Genomic DNA, 15,509 nt, shown 5'->3' on the forward strand with positions numbered 1-15,509 from the left:
GATGCCTCTGCATCACGCCATCGACACTCAAAAGTGTGCTGAAAAAACTCAGCCTCCCCATTCCCGGGCAGGCAGGAACTCGGGCTGACCTTCCGCTCCCTGAAAAGGAGATTCTTGCCAGTATTTCTCTAAAAAACCCTGAACAAGCCCATCCTCACCAAGGAGGTATCTGACCGCCACGTCATGCCCGACTTCTTTCTTTTCATGAAAGCAAAGAAAAATTTTTCCATCACCGCCCCAAACCGGTTCGCCTTTGAAATTCGGGTAGTTGCCCTCTGCAGGAATACTGAAAGTGGAAACTTACAGGGTAGATAAACTGAGCCCATGGCCTTCATACACGCCTGCGAACAGTACGCAGCAGGCCGAATACCTGGACAGCATTCAAGTACTGCGCTTCATAGCCGCCACGGCTGTCACCATGCACCATGCCGAGATATTCGGCCCTCAAGACTGGGGAGTGGACATATTCTTCGTGGTAAGCGGCTTCATCACAGGACTCATATCGTCGAAATCCCAAGATCATTTCTTCAGCAAAAGGCTGATCCGGATAGTCCCGCTTTATTGGCTGGCAACGCTCAGCATTTTTGCGGGAGCGCTATTGCTTCCGCAGATCATCAAGAGCACCGCACCCGGCCTCGAACCCTTGCTGAAGTCGCTGTTTTTCATCCCGTTCCAGAAGGCCAACGGTGTATATCCCGTACTGGGCGTGGGATGGACACTGAATTACGAGATCTTTTTCTATCTGCTGTTTGCCTTGTGCATGCGGACAAGCTTCGCCTACAGGACGCTGCTGTGCTCGGGCCTGCTTCTACTGCTCACCCTGGCCGGCGAATATTTCGAACCGGAAAGCGTAATCGCCCGGTTCTACACCTCAGGCATTCTGCTCGAATTTGCCTACGGGATGCTGGCCTACGAGCTGTACAACAAGCTCAAGAAGACCGGCAGCACGGACTTCGCTCCTGCCACGAGAAGACTCATCCTTGCAGCGGGGATTGCCTTGCTGGCGGTCATGCCCGGTATTGCTCAGGTTTTCCCCGACGCGGATCGTGCCGTGGCTTATGGCATTCCGGCCTTTCTGGCCTTCGTCTGCCTGGTATTCGGGCTATCAGACGGCAAAGTGCCCCAGCCACTGATCCAGCTGGGTAATGCCAGCTTTTCCTTGTACCTGATTCATACCTATATCCTGGTCTTGTTCAGAAAGCTCTTCCCCATCGCCGAGCATCTGACATTGAGTATCTATTTACTCGTCATCGCCGAAGTGGCGGCCTGCTATCTGGTCGCACTGATTGTTTATCGCTTCGTCGAAGTTCCCCTGACCAGAACCCTGAGAGCGCTATTAATCAAATAGCGGAGTCGGCTTACCTCTCCTGACCCCATTCTCTCTCGCGGCCTGACTTCGGCGCTCGCCGCACCTCGCTAACACCTGATTACCCATTAAACATTCGGACAGCCCACGGCTAGCCGGCCGCCAAGGCCTGCCCCGCGGCTCTGGATAAGGATTTCCTGTGACCGAGAAAATTCTGGTGACCGGCGGTGCCGGCTACATAGGCTCGCATACCACGCTTGCTCTGCTCGAGGCCGGCTTCGAAGTGCTGGTGCTCGACAATCTATGCAACAGCGTTTCCGCGTCGCTGCAGCGGATCGAGGCCATTTGCGGAAAGCTGCCGCCGTTCGTCGAGGGCGACATCCGCGACCGCGACCTGCTGGACGAGCTTTTCCAAAAACACCGCATCTTTGCGGTACTGCATTTCGCCGGTCTCAAGGCCGTGGGCGAGAGCGTGAAGAAGCCGCTGGACTACTACGAGAACAACGTCGCCGGCAGCCTTGCGCTGTGCCAGGCCATGGCCCGTGCCAGCGTGTTCCGCCTGGTGTTCAGCTCTTCCGCCACGGTCTACGGCGAACCGGCGCAGATGCCGATCCGCGAGGATTTTCCGACCGGCACGCCGACCAATCCCTATGGCCGCTCGAAGCTGATCGTCGAGCAGATCCTGCACGATCTGGCCGCTTCCGACCCGCGCTGGAGCATCGCCCTGCTGCGCTACTTCAACCCGGTGGGCGCCCACGAAAGCGGGCTGATCGGCGAAGACCCCAACGGCACGCCCAACAACCTGCTGCCCTATATCAGCCAGGTGGCCATCGGCAAGTTGCGCGAGCTGTCGATATTCGGCGGCGACTACCCGACCCGCGACGGCACCGGCGTGCGCGACTACATTCATGTCGTCGATCTGGCCAGGGGGCATCTCAAGGCGCTGGACGTCATCGCCCGCCGGCATGGCGTGCACGTCTGGAACCTCGGCACCGGCTGCGGCTACAGCGTGCTGGAGATGGTGCGGGCCTTCGAGAAGGTCTCCGGCCGGCCGCTTCCCTATCGCATCGCTCCCCGCCGTCCCGGCGACGTCGCCGAATGCTGGGCCGACCCGGCCAAGGCCGTCCGCGAACTGGGCTGGAAGGCCGAGCGCGGCCTGCAGGCGATGATGCGCGACACCTGGCACTGGCAGTCGAAGAATCCGCAAGGCTATGCGGAGTAAGGCGACAGCCCGTTTCATCCTGCGGGCCAGCAGCCCGTGTTCCACCCACCGCGCTCGTTTTCCAGAGCGAGAAGCCTCAACTCACCTGATCTACTTGCAAGGACATCCATGATCCGCAAATGCCTGTTCCCCGCCGCCGGCTACGGCACCCGTTTTCTCCCGGCCACCAAGGCGATGCCCAAGGAGATGCTGCCCATCGTCAACAAGCCGCTGATCCAGTACGGCGTCGAGGAGGCCCGCGATGCCGGGCTGCAGCACATGGCCATCGTCACCGGCCGCGGCAAGCGCGCGCTGGAGGACCATTTCGATATCAGTTACGAGCTAGAGCACCAGATCCGCGGCACCGACAAGGAGAAGTACCTGGCCGGCACGCGCGAGCTGATCGACCAGTGCACCTTCTCCTACATCCGCCAGGTGGAAATGAAGGGTCTGGGCCACGCTATCCTCACCGGTCGGCCGCTGATCGGCGACGAGCCCTTCGCGGTGGTCCTGGCCGACGACCTGTGCCTGAATCTGGACGGTGACGGAGTTCTGGAGCAGATGGTCAAGCTGTACCGCCAGTTCCGCTGCTCGATCGTCGCCATCCAGGAAGTGCCGCGCGACCAGACCAACAAGTATGGGGTGATCGCCGGCGAGATGATCCGCGACGACATCTACCGGGTCACCACCATGGTCGAGAAGCCCAAGCCGGAGGACGCGCCTTCCAATCTGGCGATCATCGGCCGCTACATCCTGACCCCGGACATCTTCGACCTGATCGCCGATACCGAGCCGGGCAAGGGAGGAGAGATCCAGATCACCGATGCGCTGATGAAGCAGGCCCAGAGCGGCTGCGTGCTGGCCTACCGGTTCAAGGGCCGGCGCTTCGACTGCGGCAGCGCCGAAGGCTTCGTCGAGGCGACCAACTTCTGCTTCGAACACCTGTACCAGCAGAGGCTGTGAGCCGTCCCAGGGGGAATGCCGGGCAAGGAATGCCCGGCGCCAGCCCCCAGGGCCATTTCGCTATTGGAATGGCTGGGTGCTGACCTCGACCTTGCCCAGGACGAACGGGACCGACTGTTCCGGGCGGATGCTGAAGTCGTAGCCCCACATCTTGGAGAAGGACGCATCGGTGACGTGCCAGGTGTAGGTCTGCCAGCCGCTGTCCTGCGAGGCACCGAACCATTTCCCCCGGTTTACGTAGGGCGTACCCCCCTGACTGTCGGCCACCTCGTAGAGCAGGTTCATGCCGACATTGCCCGAGCCCAGGCGGCGGACTGCGACGCGGATGTAGTAGTCCCGGGTCTGCGGCGAGGCGAACGAGGGATGGACGTAGAAGTTCGCCGGATGCGAGATATCGCCCTCCATCCGGATGCCCGACGAGCCGTCCGCGAAATCGAACCGGCTTCGCTCGCCCTCGCCGAGCAGGAAGATCCCCTTGTTCGCATCCGCCGTTCCGGGCTGGATGCTCACCGTACTGGCGTCGGCATGGTCGCCGCCCCAGGGAAAACGCTTGCCGGCATTGAGCCTGGCCTGATCGCGCAGCTCGGTCGGCAGGCCGGCCACCAGGACGGGAGCCTCGCTCAACTCCAGCGCCTGGTTGGCCTTGAGCGTTCTGCTCGTGCCGTTCGACGGATCGATCACCTTCACATCGGCGGTGAACGAGAGCGACTTGTCGGTCAGCCCTTTCGGCATCCAGGCGACCAGCACGGGATAGCTGTGCCCCTGGAAGACGAACCCGTAGCCCCGGCCATTGCGGCCCAGGGTCAGCCAGCCCTGGTACGCCGGCTTCGCGCCGAGCGCTTTCTTCAGCAAGGCCAGCGCCCGATAGGTGTCGCGGGCCGTGCCGTCCTGCTCCAGCAGGCCGAATCCCTGATCCTCCTCCTGCGGAGCCTGCGCCTCGAACCACTGGACGCGCGCGATCCCCTGGGCGATGGACATCGTGTAGATCTTGACGAGTGCCTTCGCGGCATCCGCCTCGGTGACGGTGCGCTCGTTGCGCGTGCCGATCCAGCGGCCCACCTCGGTGATCCAGAGCTCGGCGTCGCCGCGTTCCGGTGCGCTGTCGTTCAGCATGTCGCGCAGCAGATGGCTCATCCACAGGAAGGGAATCTCGCCGTCGACGTCGTTGGAGATGCCGTCCGCTATCTCGTAGGGATGGATGCACAGGTAGTCGAAGCTGTCCGGCTTGCCCGCCTTGGCCATGGCCAGGATCGCCTGGTTGAGATAGGGAAGGTCGAAGCTGGCGACCGTCAGGCCGACCTGCGCCTGCGCATTGGCCCGTTTGGCCGCCTCGTAGCTGGCGATGGCGAGCCTGGCGTAGTCGGACGTGGTGTTGTCGCCGTCGTTGAAGGAGCCGTTGCCCTCGTTCCAGACCTCCCAGTAGCGGATCTGCTCGCGGTAGCGGCCGGCGACCGCCGAGACATACTCGGACCAGTCGTCCAGATCGTTCATCGGGAAGGCATGGCTGGCCTCCGTTCCCGGCGCGGAGCCCAGCAAGAGTCCGCTGATCTTGAGACCGTTCTGGGTGGCGGTGGCGACCAGCGAGTCGGCAGCATCCCATTTCCAGGTTCCGTCCTCCGGCTCTATCGCCTGCCACTCGGGGAACAGGCGAACCGTGGCGACACCCGCTTCGGCCATTTTCGGGAACCACTGCGCGTGGCTCCGGAACGAGCTCCCCGACGAACTGACGCCCCAGGGGCTGGCGGGCGCATCTGCCGCCCGGGCCGTGGCGGAATGGACGCCGGCGGCGGCCATGCCCGCCAAGCATAGGGTGGTGCAGAACAGGATCCGGACTCTGTCCATGAAGCGTCTCCCGAATGGAAATGGTCGGTGCGATTGCAGGGAGACTTCCTGCTGGCGCAGGAGACGCCCGGGCGAAATGTCTTTTCCTGGACCAGACAGCCGGACTGGTATGTGGCGCAACCTGTGCATCGACCGTCGGGAGGCACAGAGGTTCCGCGCTGGCGAGCCGGGCGGCAGGCGCATCCTGCGCCCCGCCGCAGCAGCTCAGGAGCCGGCCCGCTCCAGGCTGGCCGTCTTGCCCAGCTCCTGGTCGCGCAGTTCGCGGCGCAGGATCTTGCCGACGTTGGTGGTCGGCAGGCGGTCGCGGAACTCGATGTACTTCGGACGCTTGTAGCCGGTGAGGTTGTCGTGCATGTGGCGCATCACCTGTTCCTCGCTCAGGGTCGCGCCGGGCTTGACCACCACGAAGAGCTTGATGGCCTCGCCGGTGCGCTCGTCGGGCACGCCGATCGCGGCGCACTGCAGCACGCCCGGCAGGCTGGCGAGGACCTCCTCCAGTTCGTTCGGATAGACGTTGAAGCCGGACACCAGAATCATGTCCTTCTGCCGGTCGACGATGCGCAGGTAGCCGTCGGGCTCGATCAGCGCGATGTCGCCGGTGCGCAGCCAACCGTCGGCGTCGAACACCGCGGCGGTGGCCTCGGGGTTCTGCCAGTAGCCCTTCATCACCTGCGGGCCCTTCACCCAGAGTTCGCCGCGGCTGCCGGGCGGCAGCTCATGGCCCTGTTCGTCGCGCACCTGGCAGAGGGTCGAGGCCAGCGGCAAACCGATGGTGCCGGGACGGATGCGTCCGTAGGGATTGCCGGTCACCACCGGGCTGGTCTCGGTGAGGCCGTAGCCTTCGAGGATCTCGCAGCCGGTGGTGGCCTTCCAGCAATCGGCGACGGCCTGCTGCAACGCCATGCCGCCGGAGAGGGTCAGCTTCAGCGCGGAGAAGTCCAGGTGGCGGAACCCTTCGTCGTGGCACAGGGCCGCGAACAGGGTGTTGAGACCGACGAAGCCGGTGAACTTCCGCTTCGCCAGTTCCCGGACCATGCCGCGCAGGTCGCGCGGATCGCTGATCAGCAGGTTGTGGTTGCCGATGAGCATCATCGCCATGCAGTGCAGGGTGAAGGCATAGATGTGGTAGAGCGGCAGCGGCGCGACCAGGGTCTCGCAGCCCTCGCCGAGGACATTGGCGACCAGCGCCCGGCACTGCAGCATGTTGGCCACCAGGTTGCGGTGGGTGAGCATGGCGCCCTTGGGCGTGCCGGTGGTGCCGCCGGTGTACTGCAGCACGGCGACGTCCCCGGGCGCCGCTTCGAACTCGCGCAGCGGCCGGTCGCGGCCGGCGGCCAGGGCTGCGGTGAACTTCAGCGCCTGCGGCAGGCGGTAGGCCGGCACCATGCGCTTGACGTAGCGCACCACGCCGTTGACCAGCACGCGCCTGAGCGGCGGCAGCAGGTCGCCGACCTCGGTGACCACCACGTGGCGGATGCCGGTCCGCGGCAGCACCTCTTCGACCAGATGGGCCTTGTTGGCCAGGCAGACCAGGGCCTTGGCCCCGAATCCTCGAACTGCTGGAGCATCTCCCGGGCGGTGTACAGCGGGTTGGTGTTGACCACGATCAGTCCGGCACGCAGGGCGCCGAACACCACCACCGGGTATTGCAGGAGGTTGGGCAGCTGCACGGCGATGCGATCGCCCGGCTGCAGGCCCTCGAGCCCCTGCAGAAAGGCGGCGAAGGCGCCGGACAGGGCGTACAGCTCGCCATAGTCGAGGGTATGGCCGAGGTTGCTGAACGCCGGCCGGTCGGCGAAGCGCTGGCAGGAGGCCTTCAGCACGGCGGGGATGTTCGGGTACAGATCGGGATCGATGTCGCGGACGAAACCGGCGGGATACTGATCCTTCCAGGAATTCTCGGTCATGCAATGCCACTCCACTTCGTGCGTCGGCGCAGGTTGAATTCTTGTTGTCTGCGACCAGGCAGGCGGCCCGAGAGTAGCAGGCAGGCCCGGCGCCCGGAAGGCCCGCACGCCGCGGGCTGCGCCCTGCCGGGCGGGCGCCGGCGGGGCGGAGAGATCCTCCGTGCACGAATCGGCCGTGCTTTCCGTGAAAAGCGCGCCGCCCGACACTACAATGCGATCTTTGCGCAAAAGACCCGAGTCGTCCCGCTCCCATCGTCCGATGGGGACTCCCTCCCTTACAGACAGAACACCAAGGAAACTGCATGAGCCAGGTTACCAACGTCCCCTACGGCGATCTCGAAGTCGGCCAGCAAGCCAGCTACACCAAGACCGTAGGGGAAAAGGACATCCAGCTGTTCGCCGCCCTCTCCGGCGACCACAACCCGGTACACCTGGATGCCGAGTTCGCCGCTCGCAGCCCGTACAAGGAGCGCATCGCCCACGGCATGTTCAGCGGCGCGCTGATCAGCGCCGCGGTGGCCTGCACCATGCCCGGCCCGGGCACCATCTACCTCGGCCAGACCATGCAGTTCACCCGCGCGGTGAAGCTCGGCGACACCCTCACCGTGCGCCTGGAAATCCTCGAGAAGCTGCCGAAGTTCCGCGTGCGCATCGCCACTCGCGTCTACAACCAGCACGACGAGCTGGTGGTCGACGGCGAGGCGGAAATCCTCGCCCCGCGCCGGCAGCAGAGCGTCGAACTGACCCAACTGCCGCCGATCAGCATCGGCTGATCGCCTCTTCGCGGTCCTGCCGACCTGGCCGGGCCGCTTCCCCGGCAGCCCCCACTGCCCCCTCGCCAGATACGCTGCCAGCTGCTTGAATGGTCCGGCCCGCCGGACCGGCGGTTTCATCCGCACCAGCAGAAGGAAGCTTCGCCATGAAGATCGTCAACGCCCGCCTGCGCGGCCGCGAAGGCCTCCACCGCATCGAACTGGACGGCGCGCGCATCGCCGCGATCGCTTCCCAGCCGGCGCCCGCCGACGCCGGCGGCGACGCGCTGGACGCCGCCGGCAACCTGGTGGTGCCGCCCTTCGTCGAGCCGCATATCCACCTGGATGCCACCCTCACCGCCGGCGAACCGGCGTGGAACATGAGCGGCACCCTGTTCGAGGGCATCGAGCGCTGGGCCGAACGCAAGGCGCTGGTCACCCACGAGGACACCAAGACCCGGGCGAAGAAAGCCATCGACATGCTGGTCGAGCACGGCATCCAGCACGTGCGCACCCACGTCGACGTCACCGACCCGACGCTCGCCGCGCTCAAGGCGATGCTCGAGGTGCGCGAGGAAACCCGCCGGCTGATCGACCTGCAGATCGTCGCCTTCCCCCAGGAAGGCATCGAGTCCTACCAGGGCGGCCGCGAACTGATGGCCGAGGCCATCGCCCTGGGCGCCGACGTGGTCGGCGGCATCCCGCACTTCGAGAACACCCGCGAACAGGGCGTCAGCTCGATCAGGTTCATCATGGACCTGGCCGAGCGCACCGGCTGCCTGGTCGACGTGCACTGCGACGAGACCGACGACCCGCAGTCGCGCTTTCTCGAGGTGCTCGCCGAGGAGGCACGAGTGCGCGACATGGGCGAGCGGGTCACCGCCAGCCACACCACGGCCATGGGCTCCTGGGACAACGCCTACTGCTCCAAGCTGTTCCGCCTGCTCAAGCTGTCGCGGATCAACTTCGTCTCCTGCCCCACCGAGAGCATCCACCTGCAGGGGCGCTTCGACACCTTTCCCAAGCGCCGCGGCCTGACCCGGGTCGCCGAACTGGACCGCGCCGGGCTGAACGTCTGCTTCGGCCAGGACTCCATCGTCGATCCCTGGTATCCGCTGGGCAACGGCAACATCCTGCGCATCCTCGAGGCCGGCCTGCACATCTGCCACATGCTCGGCTACGCCGACCTGCAGCGCGCCCTCGACCTGATCACCGAGCACAGCGCCAAAACCCTGCAGCTGGGCGAGCGCTACGGTCTGGAGGTCGGGCGGCCGGCCAACCTGCTGATCCTCTCGGCGGCCAGCGACTACGAGATGCTGCGCAGCCAGGGCCACGCGCTGGTTTCCATCCGCCATGGGGAAATCCTGATGCGCCGTACCCCAGCGCGGATCGAGCGCCATTGCTGAACCGGCACGCCGGCGATCATCCCGGCACCGGGCTGGAAATGCGCACCGGGATGCGCCGGGCCGGACGGGTCCTGGCGCGACCATCTCCGCTAGCAACTGCCGATCCGGCGCACTGCCAGGCTCCGATTCCCGACTGGCCGAGCTGCACCTCGTCACTGTCACATGGCAAATTGCCATACATTCCGCTATAAAGCCGCCCGCAGCTTATCGATATTTTCTTTAATAGCTCTTGTCTTCGTGCCAGCCCCTCCATGACAGCAGGACTGACTCCCTCGAGAAAACTTGCTTGCAAGGAAACAATCCTGTCCTTAATAGCCATTGGCTACTATCAAGGCACCACAGGAAGTACCGGGCGATTTTCATGATGATTGCATGCTCCCCCATCCCACACCTGCTGTGGTTCGACCTCACGCAGGAAACCTCCACCGAGGGCACTCTCGCCCAGTTCGCCGACAGCTGCCGGATCAGCAGGGCGCCGAGCGCCAGCCTGGCCGGACTGGACCTTCGGCTTCGCCCCGACATGATCTGCCTGCACTACGACCGCCCCGATGCCCTCGGCCTGAACCTGCTGCTGGCGATCAAGCGGGAGGCGCCGTCCATTCCCATCACCATGCTGACCGTGCAGCACTCCGAGGAGCTGGCGATCTGGGCCTTCCGCTCCGGTGCCTGGGACTACCTGGTGCTGCCGCTGGCCAACGCGGAACGCCAGCGTTATCTGCAGGCCCTGCGCCGGCTCTGCGAGCTACGCCGCAATCCGCCGAGCGGCCGGCAGAAGCGCCCGCTGCAACGTGCCCAGGAATTGCCGGAAAGCGTGCGCCTGACCCCCAGGGCGCAGAAGCAGCAGCCGCTGCAGCGGGTCATGCAGCACATCCAGCGGCATTTCCGCGAGCCGCTCGACCAGAAGTCGATGGCCGACCTCTGCAACATGACGCCGATCCGCTTCAGCCGCGCGTTCAAGGACGTCTACGGGGTCGGCTTTCTCGAGTTCGTCCAGGCCAGACGCATGGAGCACGCCCACGAGTTGCTGCTGAACAGCCAGATGCCGATCTCCAGCATCGCCTATGCCAGCGGCTTCAAGGACCCTTCCTACTTCACCCGCGCCTTCCGGCAACACTACGGCCTGAGCCCCAGCGAGTTCCGCAGCCGGAACTCGATCGCCGGCTTGCAGCTGCCGGTGCTGCCCAAGACCCGGGAAGTGGCAGGGGGCTGGAGCGAGCGGCTGGCCCTCCCGCTCCTGGACAAGACCGGGCTTGCACTGCCGATCGAATAGCCCCTCTCCGGCGGGGCGCCTGTCGCCGCCCCGCACCCTGGCCTCGCGACTTACCGATAATCGCCGGCCCGCCAGCGCGCCAGCCAGGTAAGACTGTCGCAGGTCGCGCCGGACGGACGGTACTCGGCGCCGAGCCAGCCCCGATAGCCGCTCGCCTGCAGGGCGGCCAGCGCCGCCGCGAAATCCACCGCGCCGCTGCCCGGTGCGCCCCGCCCCGGACAGTCGGCGAACTGCACGTGGCCGATGCGCCCGGCCAGCCGGGCGATGCAGGCCGGAAGGTCCAGCCCCTGGCGGGCCATGTGGTAGAGATCCAGCTGCGCCAGGCAGTTGGGGTGATCCACACGGCGCAGCAGCGCGTCCAGCTGTTCGGCGTCGTTGATCAGAAAGCCCGGCATGTCCAGCGGGTTGATCGCCTCGCAGACCACGGCGATCCCGAGCACTGCGAACGCCTCGGCAGCTTTGGCCAGGTTGGCCTCCAGGGTCGCCAGCGCCTGCTCCCGGCTCACGCCCTCGGCGAGGCGCCCCGGCAGGACGTTGACGCAGTCCGGCCGGACCATCGCGGCATAGCTCAGCGCCAGCTGCAGTGCGGCATCGAATTCGGCCTGGCGCTGCGGCACCGCCGCCAGTCCGGGGCCGCCCTGCAGAAAATCGGCGGCCGGCAGGTTGATCAGCGCCAGCGGCAGCCCGGCGCGTTCCAGCTCCTCCTTGAGGCGGATGGCCGGGACCTCGTAGGGAAACTGGATCTCCACGCCGTCGAAACCCGCCGCGGCGGCGGCGACGATGCGCTCGAGCAGCGGCTTTTCGCTGAACAGCAGGGAGAGATTGGCGGCGATCTGCATGGGTCGGCTCCTTGGGTCGAGGTCCGAAGACTAGCACCAGCGTTTTTTCGAATTGAAACAATTGATGACGCCCTCCGTGGAACTACGCTTTTTTCATTCCATTCTGAGTACTATCGTCCACCAGAACGGTCGTGCCGCGCTCCCTCCATTCGCCACAGAGACATCCCCATGACATCCAATCTGCTTGACAGCCGAGCCCTGAAGGGTCAGCGAGGACTCCGCCGGATTCTCAATGCCACCAGCTATTCCCTCGCCGGCCTCAAGGCCGCCTTCGTCGGCGAGGCTGCCTTCCGCCAGTTGGTCATGTTGAACCTGCTGCTGATTCCCGTCGCCTGCCTGCTCGACGTGAGCCGGGTCGAACGCGCCCTGCTGATCGCCGTAGTGCTGCTGGCGCCAATCGTCGAGCTGCTCAATTCGGCCATCGAAGCCACCGTCGACCGCATCTCGCTGGAGCTGCACCCCCTCTCCAAGCGGGCCAAGGACATGGGCAGCGCCGCCCAGCTGCTCGCCCTGGTGCTGATCGCCGCGGTCTGGGCGACGATCCTGCTGTAACACGCCCGCCCCTCCATCCTCTCCCGGCCGCGGGAGAGGAGTTCCGCTCTCGCGCCTCCGATTCGCTATCACGCCCCTTCGCAGCCGGCGTGCTTCCTCTATAATCCGCCCGCCTTTTTTCCGCTATTGAACCGGAGAACCCCATGCTCAAGCGTACCCTGGCGCTCGCCGCCGGCTTTGCCCTGTCCCTGTCCAGCGCTCTTTCCCAGGCTGCCGACGTGCTCAACGTCTCGGCGATTCCCGACGAGGCGCCCACCGAGCTGCTGCGCAAGTTCAAGCCGCTCGGCGCCTACCTGGAAAAAGAGTTGGGCATGCCGGTGAAATTCGTGCGGTGGCCGACTATGCCGCGGTGGTCGAGGCGCTGGCCGCCGACCGCGTGGACCTGGCCTGGCTGGGCGGCTTCACCTTCGTGCAGACCCGGCTGAAAACCGGCAACGCCATCCCGCTGGTGCAGCGCGAGCAGGACGAGAAGTTCACCAGCAAGTTCATCAGCGCCGACCCGGCGGTGAAATCCCTGCAGGACCTCAAGGGCAAGACCTTCGCCTTCGGCTCGGTGTCCTCCACCTCCGGCAGCCTGATGCCGCGCTACTTCATGCTCAAGGACGGCATCAAGCCGGAAGAATTCTTCAGCCGCGTGGCCTACTCCGGCGCCCACGACGCCACCGTCGCCTGGGTACAGTCCGGCAAGGTCGACGCCGGCGTGCTCAACGCCTCGGTGTGGGACAAGCTGGTCACCGCCGGCAAGGTCGACACCGACAAGGTCAAGGTGTTCGCCACCACCCCGACCTACTACGACTACAACTGGACGGTGCGCGGCAACCTCGATCCGGCGCTGACCGCGAAGATCAAGAAGGCCTTCCTCGCCCTCGACCCGGCCAAGCCGGAGCACAAGGCGATCCTCGACCTGCAGGCGGCCAGCCGCTTCATCGAGACCAAGCCGGAGAACTACCAGGGCATCGAGGAAGCGGCGCGCGCCGCCGGCCTGCTGAAGTGACCCTGAACCTGTCCGGCGTGGGCCTGACCCACGCCAACGGCCAGGTTGCGCTGAGCGATATCGACCTCAAGGTCGCCCCCGGCGAACGGGTGGCGATCATCGGGCCGTCCGGCGCCGGCAAGACCAGCCTGCTGCGCCTGCTCGCCACCGCCCAGCAACCCTCCGCCGGCCGGCTCGAAGTGCTCGGCGCCGAGCCCTGGCGCCTGTCCGCCGCGGCCCGCCAGCGGCTGCGCGCGCGCATCGGCCTGATCCACCAGGCGCCGCCCCTGCCACCGCGCCAGCGGGTGGTCACCGCGGTGCTGGCCGGCAGGCTCGGCCAGTGGTCCCTGGGCAGGAGCCTGCTCAACCTGCTGCACCCGCTGGACACCGCCGGGGCGGCCGCCGCCCTGGCGCGCCTGGACCTGACCGAGAAGCTGTTCGAACACTGCGACCAGCTTTCCGGCGGCCAACTGCAGCGGGTCGGCATCGCCCGCGTGCTCTACCAGGCGCCGGAGCTGATCCTCGCCGACGAGCCGGTGTCGGCCATGGACCCGGTGCTCGCCGGGCACACCCTCGGTGTGCTGAGCGAGGAAGCCGGGCGCCGCGGCATCGCCCTGCTCGCCAGCCTGCATGCGGTGGACCTGGCGCTGGCGCATTTCCCGCGCATCCTCGGCGTGCGCGCCGGGCGCCTGGTCTTCGACCGCCCGGCCGCAGCCCTGACCCGGGCCGAGCTGGACGCGCTCTACGCCAACGAACAGCTGCAGCCGCCGGCCATGCCGTCGGCCCCGTCCCACGTACTGCACATACCCCGATGCTGACCCGCGCCGTCCCCCGCGATCCCGCCGCCCTGCCGCGCCTGGCGCTCACGATCCTCGCGCTGGCCCTGCTCTGGCCTGGGCTGTCGCTCAGCGAGCTGGACCTGGGCGTGCTGCTGCACGGCGACAGCGCCGCGACCATGGGCAATTTCGTCGCCGCCTTCTGGCCCCCGGAACACGGCCGCGAGTTTCTCGACCTGCTCGGCCGGGCGACCTTGGAAACCCTGGCGATCGCCACCGCCGGCATGAGCCTGGCGCTGCTGATCGCCCTGCCCGCCGCGCTGCTTGCCAGCCGCGCTCTGTCGCTCTCCGCGCTGCACCGTGGCGGCCGGCCGGCCTGGTGGGGCGCCCTGCTGCGCTGGCCGGTGCGCGGCCTTTTGATCGTCCTGCGCAGCGTGCCGGAGATCGTCTGGGCGCTGCTCTTCGTGCGCGCCGTGGGCCTCGGCCCGAGCGCCGGGGTGCTGGCCATCGCCATCACCTACGCCGGCATGCTCGGCAAGGTCTACGCGGAGATCTTCGAGTCGGTCGACCCGCGCCCGGCGCGCGCCCTGCTCGGCAGCGGCAGCCCGCGGCTGGTCGCCTTCTTCTACGGCATCCTGCCCAACGCTGCGGCGGAGATGCTCTCCTACACCGTCTACCGCTGGGAATGCGCGATCCGCGCCTCGGTGGTGATGGGCTTTGTCGGCGCCGGCGGGCTGGGCCAGCAGATCGACCTGTCGATGCGCATGTTCGCCGGCGGCGAGGTGGCCAGCATGCTGCTGACCTTCTTCCTGCTGGTGCTGCTGGCCGACCAGCTGAGCCGCCTGCTGCGCGGGAGGCTGACATGAGACGCCCGGGCAATGCCCTGCTCCTGCTGGGCCTGCTGGCGGCCGTCGCGGCCTCCTTCATCTGGCTGGAGATCGACCTCGGCGCGCTGTTCGGCGCGGACAGCCTGCGGCAGATGGGCGACTACGCCGGCGGCTTCCTCAGCCCCGACCTCTCCGCCGCGCACCTGCAGGCCACCGGCCGCGGCGCCCTGGAGACCCTGGCCATGTCGGCCATCGGCACCCTGCTCGCCGCCGGCCTCGGCCTGCTGCTGGCGCTGCCCGCCAGCGGCCGTTGCGGGCTGCTGGCGACCAGCGTCGCACGCCTGCTGCTCAATGCCCTGCGGGCGATTCCGGAACTGGTCTGGGCTGCGCTGATGGTGCTGGCCGCCGGCCTCGGCCCGAACGCCGGCAGCCTGGCGCTGGCCCTGCACACCGCCGGGGTGCTCGGCCGGCTGTTCGCCGAGGCGCTGGAAAACACCCCCGGCGAGCCGGCCGAGGCCGTGCGCCTGGCCGGCGGCGGGCGGATCGCGGCGTTCTGCTACGGCACCCTGCCGGGGGTCTGGCCGCAGCTGCTGGCCTACACCCTGTACCGCTGGGAGAACAACATCCGCATGGCCAGCGTGCTGGGCTTCGTCGGCGCCGGCGGGCTGGGACAGATGCTCTACCTGAGCCTCAGCCTGTTCCAGCAGGCCCAGGCCGCCACGGTGATCCTCGCCATGCTGCTGCTGGTGCTGGGCGTCGACGCGCTGAGCGGCTGGGGGCGCCAGCGCTGGGTAAGCGCCTAGCGCGGGACGTTTGGGTAGGAGCGAATTCATTCGCGATAGCAGTGCCTGGCCATACGCCGCGGCCAATCGCAGATGAATCTGCTCCCACACGG

The 15,509-nt window shown here is 66.5% G+C and carries 12 protein-coding genes and 2 pseudogenes; 11 read left to right on the plus strand and 3 right to left on the minus strand.

Annotation, left to right across the window (positions count from 1 at the left end; all coding sequences use genetic code 11):
- Positions 1-292 precede the first annotated feature (292 nt).
- The 3 genes from Atro_RS04320 (at position 293) to galU (ending at position 3,470) form a co-directional block, all read left to right on the plus strand.
- The gene (locus tag Atro_RS04320) at positions 293-1,348 is read left to right on the plus strand and encodes an acyltransferase family protein (RefSeq protein ID WP_497926587.1); all 1,056 of its coding nucleotides are present in this window, start codon (positions 293-295) and stop codon (positions 1,346-1,348) included.
- Between the two features lie 157 nt (positions 1,349-1,505).
- Positions 1,506-2,528: a UDP-glucose 4-epimerase GalE gene (galE, locus tag Atro_RS04325; RefSeq protein WP_497926588.1), complete on the plus strand. Its 1,023-nt coding sequence runs from the start codon at positions 1,506-1,508 to the stop codon at positions 2,526-2,528.
- A 108-nt stretch (positions 2,529-2,636) separates the two neighbouring features.
- Positions 2,637-3,470, plus strand: a complete 834-nt coding sequence (galU, locus tag Atro_RS04330) for a UTP--glucose-1-phosphate uridylyltransferase GalU (protein ID WP_497926589.1) — start codon at positions 2,637-2,639, stop codon at positions 3,468-3,470.
- Between the two features lie 60 nt (positions 3,471-3,530).
- Here galU and Atro_RS04335 read toward each other — a convergent pair whose 3' ends face one another.
- Together Atro_RS04335 and Atro_RS04340 are read right to left on the minus strand one after the other, a co-directional pair.
- Positions 3,531-5,312: an endo-1,4-beta-xylanase gene (locus Atro_RS04335; RefSeq protein ID WP_497926590.1), complete on the minus strand. Its 1,782-nt coding sequence runs from the start codon at positions 5,310-5,312 to the stop codon at positions 3,531-3,533.
- Between the two features lie 204 nt (positions 5,313-5,516).
- Positions 5,517-7,219, minus strand: a pseudogene (locus Atro_RS04340) (long-chain fatty acid--CoA ligase).
- Between the two features lie 302 nt (positions 7,220-7,521).
- Between Atro_RS04340 and Atro_RS04345 the strand changes: the two are divergent.
- The 3 genes from Atro_RS04345 to Atro_RS04355 all read left to right on the plus strand — a co-directional run bounded on the left by Atro_RS04345 (position 7,522) and on the right by Atro_RS04355 (position 10,647).
- Complete coding sequence (locus Atro_RS04345; RefSeq protein WP_497926591.1) at positions 7,522-7,992, plus strand: MaoC family dehydratase; 471 nt, start codon at positions 7,522-7,524, stop codon at positions 7,990-7,992.
- Positions 7,993-8,138: 146 nt separating this feature from the next.
- Positions 8,139-9,377: a cytosine deaminase gene (gene codA / locus Atro_RS04350; RefSeq protein WP_497926592.1), complete on the plus strand. Its 1,239-nt coding sequence runs from the start codon at positions 8,139-8,141 to the stop codon at positions 9,375-9,377.
- A 361-nt stretch (positions 9,378-9,738) separates the two neighbouring features.
- Positions 9,739-10,647, plus strand: a complete 909-nt coding sequence (locus tag Atro_RS04355) for a helix-turn-helix domain-containing protein (RefSeq protein WP_497926593.1) — start codon at positions 9,739-9,741, stop codon at positions 10,645-10,647.
- 50 nt (positions 10,648-10,697) lie between these two features.
- On the opposite strand, the gene Atro_RS04360 is transcribed toward Atro_RS04355, so the two are convergent.
- The gene (locus Atro_RS04360; protein ID WP_497926594.1) at positions 10,698-11,486 is read right to left on the minus strand and encodes a hydroxypyruvate isomerase family protein; all 789 of its coding nucleotides are present in this window, start codon (positions 11,484-11,486) and stop codon (positions 10,698-10,700) included.
- 168 nt (positions 11,487-11,654) lie between these two features.
- Between Atro_RS04360 and Atro_RS04365 the strand changes: the two genes are divergently transcribed.
- The 5 genes and pseudogenes from Atro_RS04365 (at position 11,655) to phnE (ending at position 15,417) form a co-directional block, all read left to right on the plus strand.
- Positions 11,655-12,038, plus strand: a complete 384-nt coding sequence (locus Atro_RS04365) for a diacylglycerol kinase (RefSeq protein WP_497926595.1) — start codon at positions 11,655-11,657, stop codon at positions 12,036-12,038.
- A gap of 143 nt (positions 12,039-12,181) precedes the next feature.
- A pseudogene (locus Atro_RS04370) lies at positions 12,182-13,032 on the plus strand (putative selenate ABC transporter substrate-binding protein).
- Complete coding sequence (locus Atro_RS04375; protein ID WP_497926596.1) at positions 13,029-13,829, plus strand: phosphonate ABC transporter ATP-binding protein; 801 nt, start codon at positions 13,029-13,031, stop codon at positions 13,827-13,829. Before Atro_RS04370 ends, Atro_RS04375 begins: the two are co-directional and overlap by 4 nt.
- On the plus strand, positions 13,823-14,653 hold the full coding sequence (locus Atro_RS04380) for a PhnE/PtxC family ABC transporter permease (protein WP_497926597.1): 831 nt from the start codon (positions 13,823-13,825) through the stop codon (positions 14,651-14,653). Before Atro_RS04375 ends, Atro_RS04380 begins: the two co-directional genes overlap by 7 nt.
- Positions 14,650-15,417 (plus strand): phosphonate ABC transporter, permease protein PhnE, encoded by a 768-nt coding sequence (gene phnE / locus Atro_RS04385; protein ID WP_497926598.1) that lies wholly within the window; start codon positions 14,650-14,652, stop codon positions 15,415-15,417. Before Atro_RS04380 ends, phnE begins: the two co-directional genes overlap by 4 nt.
- Positions 15,418-15,509 lie beyond the last annotated feature (92 nt).

Source organism: Azotobacter tropicalis, assembly GCF_059739045.1.

Bases quoted from the DNA above. Each gene is read 5' to 3' on its own strand.
- galU (WP_497926589.1), top strand. From the start codon at position 2,637: ATGATCCGCAAATGCCTGTTCCCCGCCGCCGGCTACGGCACCCGTTTT.
- Atro_RS04335 (WP_497926590.1), bottom strand. From the start codon at position 5,312: ATGGACAGAGTCCGGATCCTGTTCTGCACCACCCTATGCTTGGCGGGC.
- Atro_RS04345 (WP_497926591.1), top strand. From the start codon at position 7,522: ATGAGCCAGGTTACCAACGTCCCCTACGGCGATCTCGAAGTCGGCCAG.
- codA (WP_497926592.1), top strand. From the start codon at position 8,139: ATGAAGATCGTCAACGCCCGCCTGCGCGGCCGCGAAGGCCTCCACCGC.
- Atro_RS04355 (WP_497926593.1), top strand. From the start codon at position 9,739: ATGATGATTGCATGCTCCCCCATCCCACACCTGCTGTGGTTCGACCTC.
- Atro_RS04360 (WP_497926594.1), bottom strand. From the start codon at position 11,486: ATGCAGATCGCCGCCAATCTCTCCCTGCTGTTCAGCGAAAAGCCGCTG.
- Atro_RS04365 (WP_497926595.1), top strand. From the start codon at position 11,655: ATGACATCCAATCTGCTTGACAGCCGAGCCCTGAAGGGTCAGCGAGGA.
- Atro_RS04380 (WP_497926597.1), top strand. From the start codon at position 13,823: ATGCTGACCCGCGCCGTCCCCCGCGATCCCGCCGCCCTGCCGCGCCTG.
- phnE (WP_497926598.1), top strand. From the start codon at position 14,650: ATGAGACGCCCGGGCAATGCCCTGCTCCTGCTGGGCCTGCTGGCGGCC.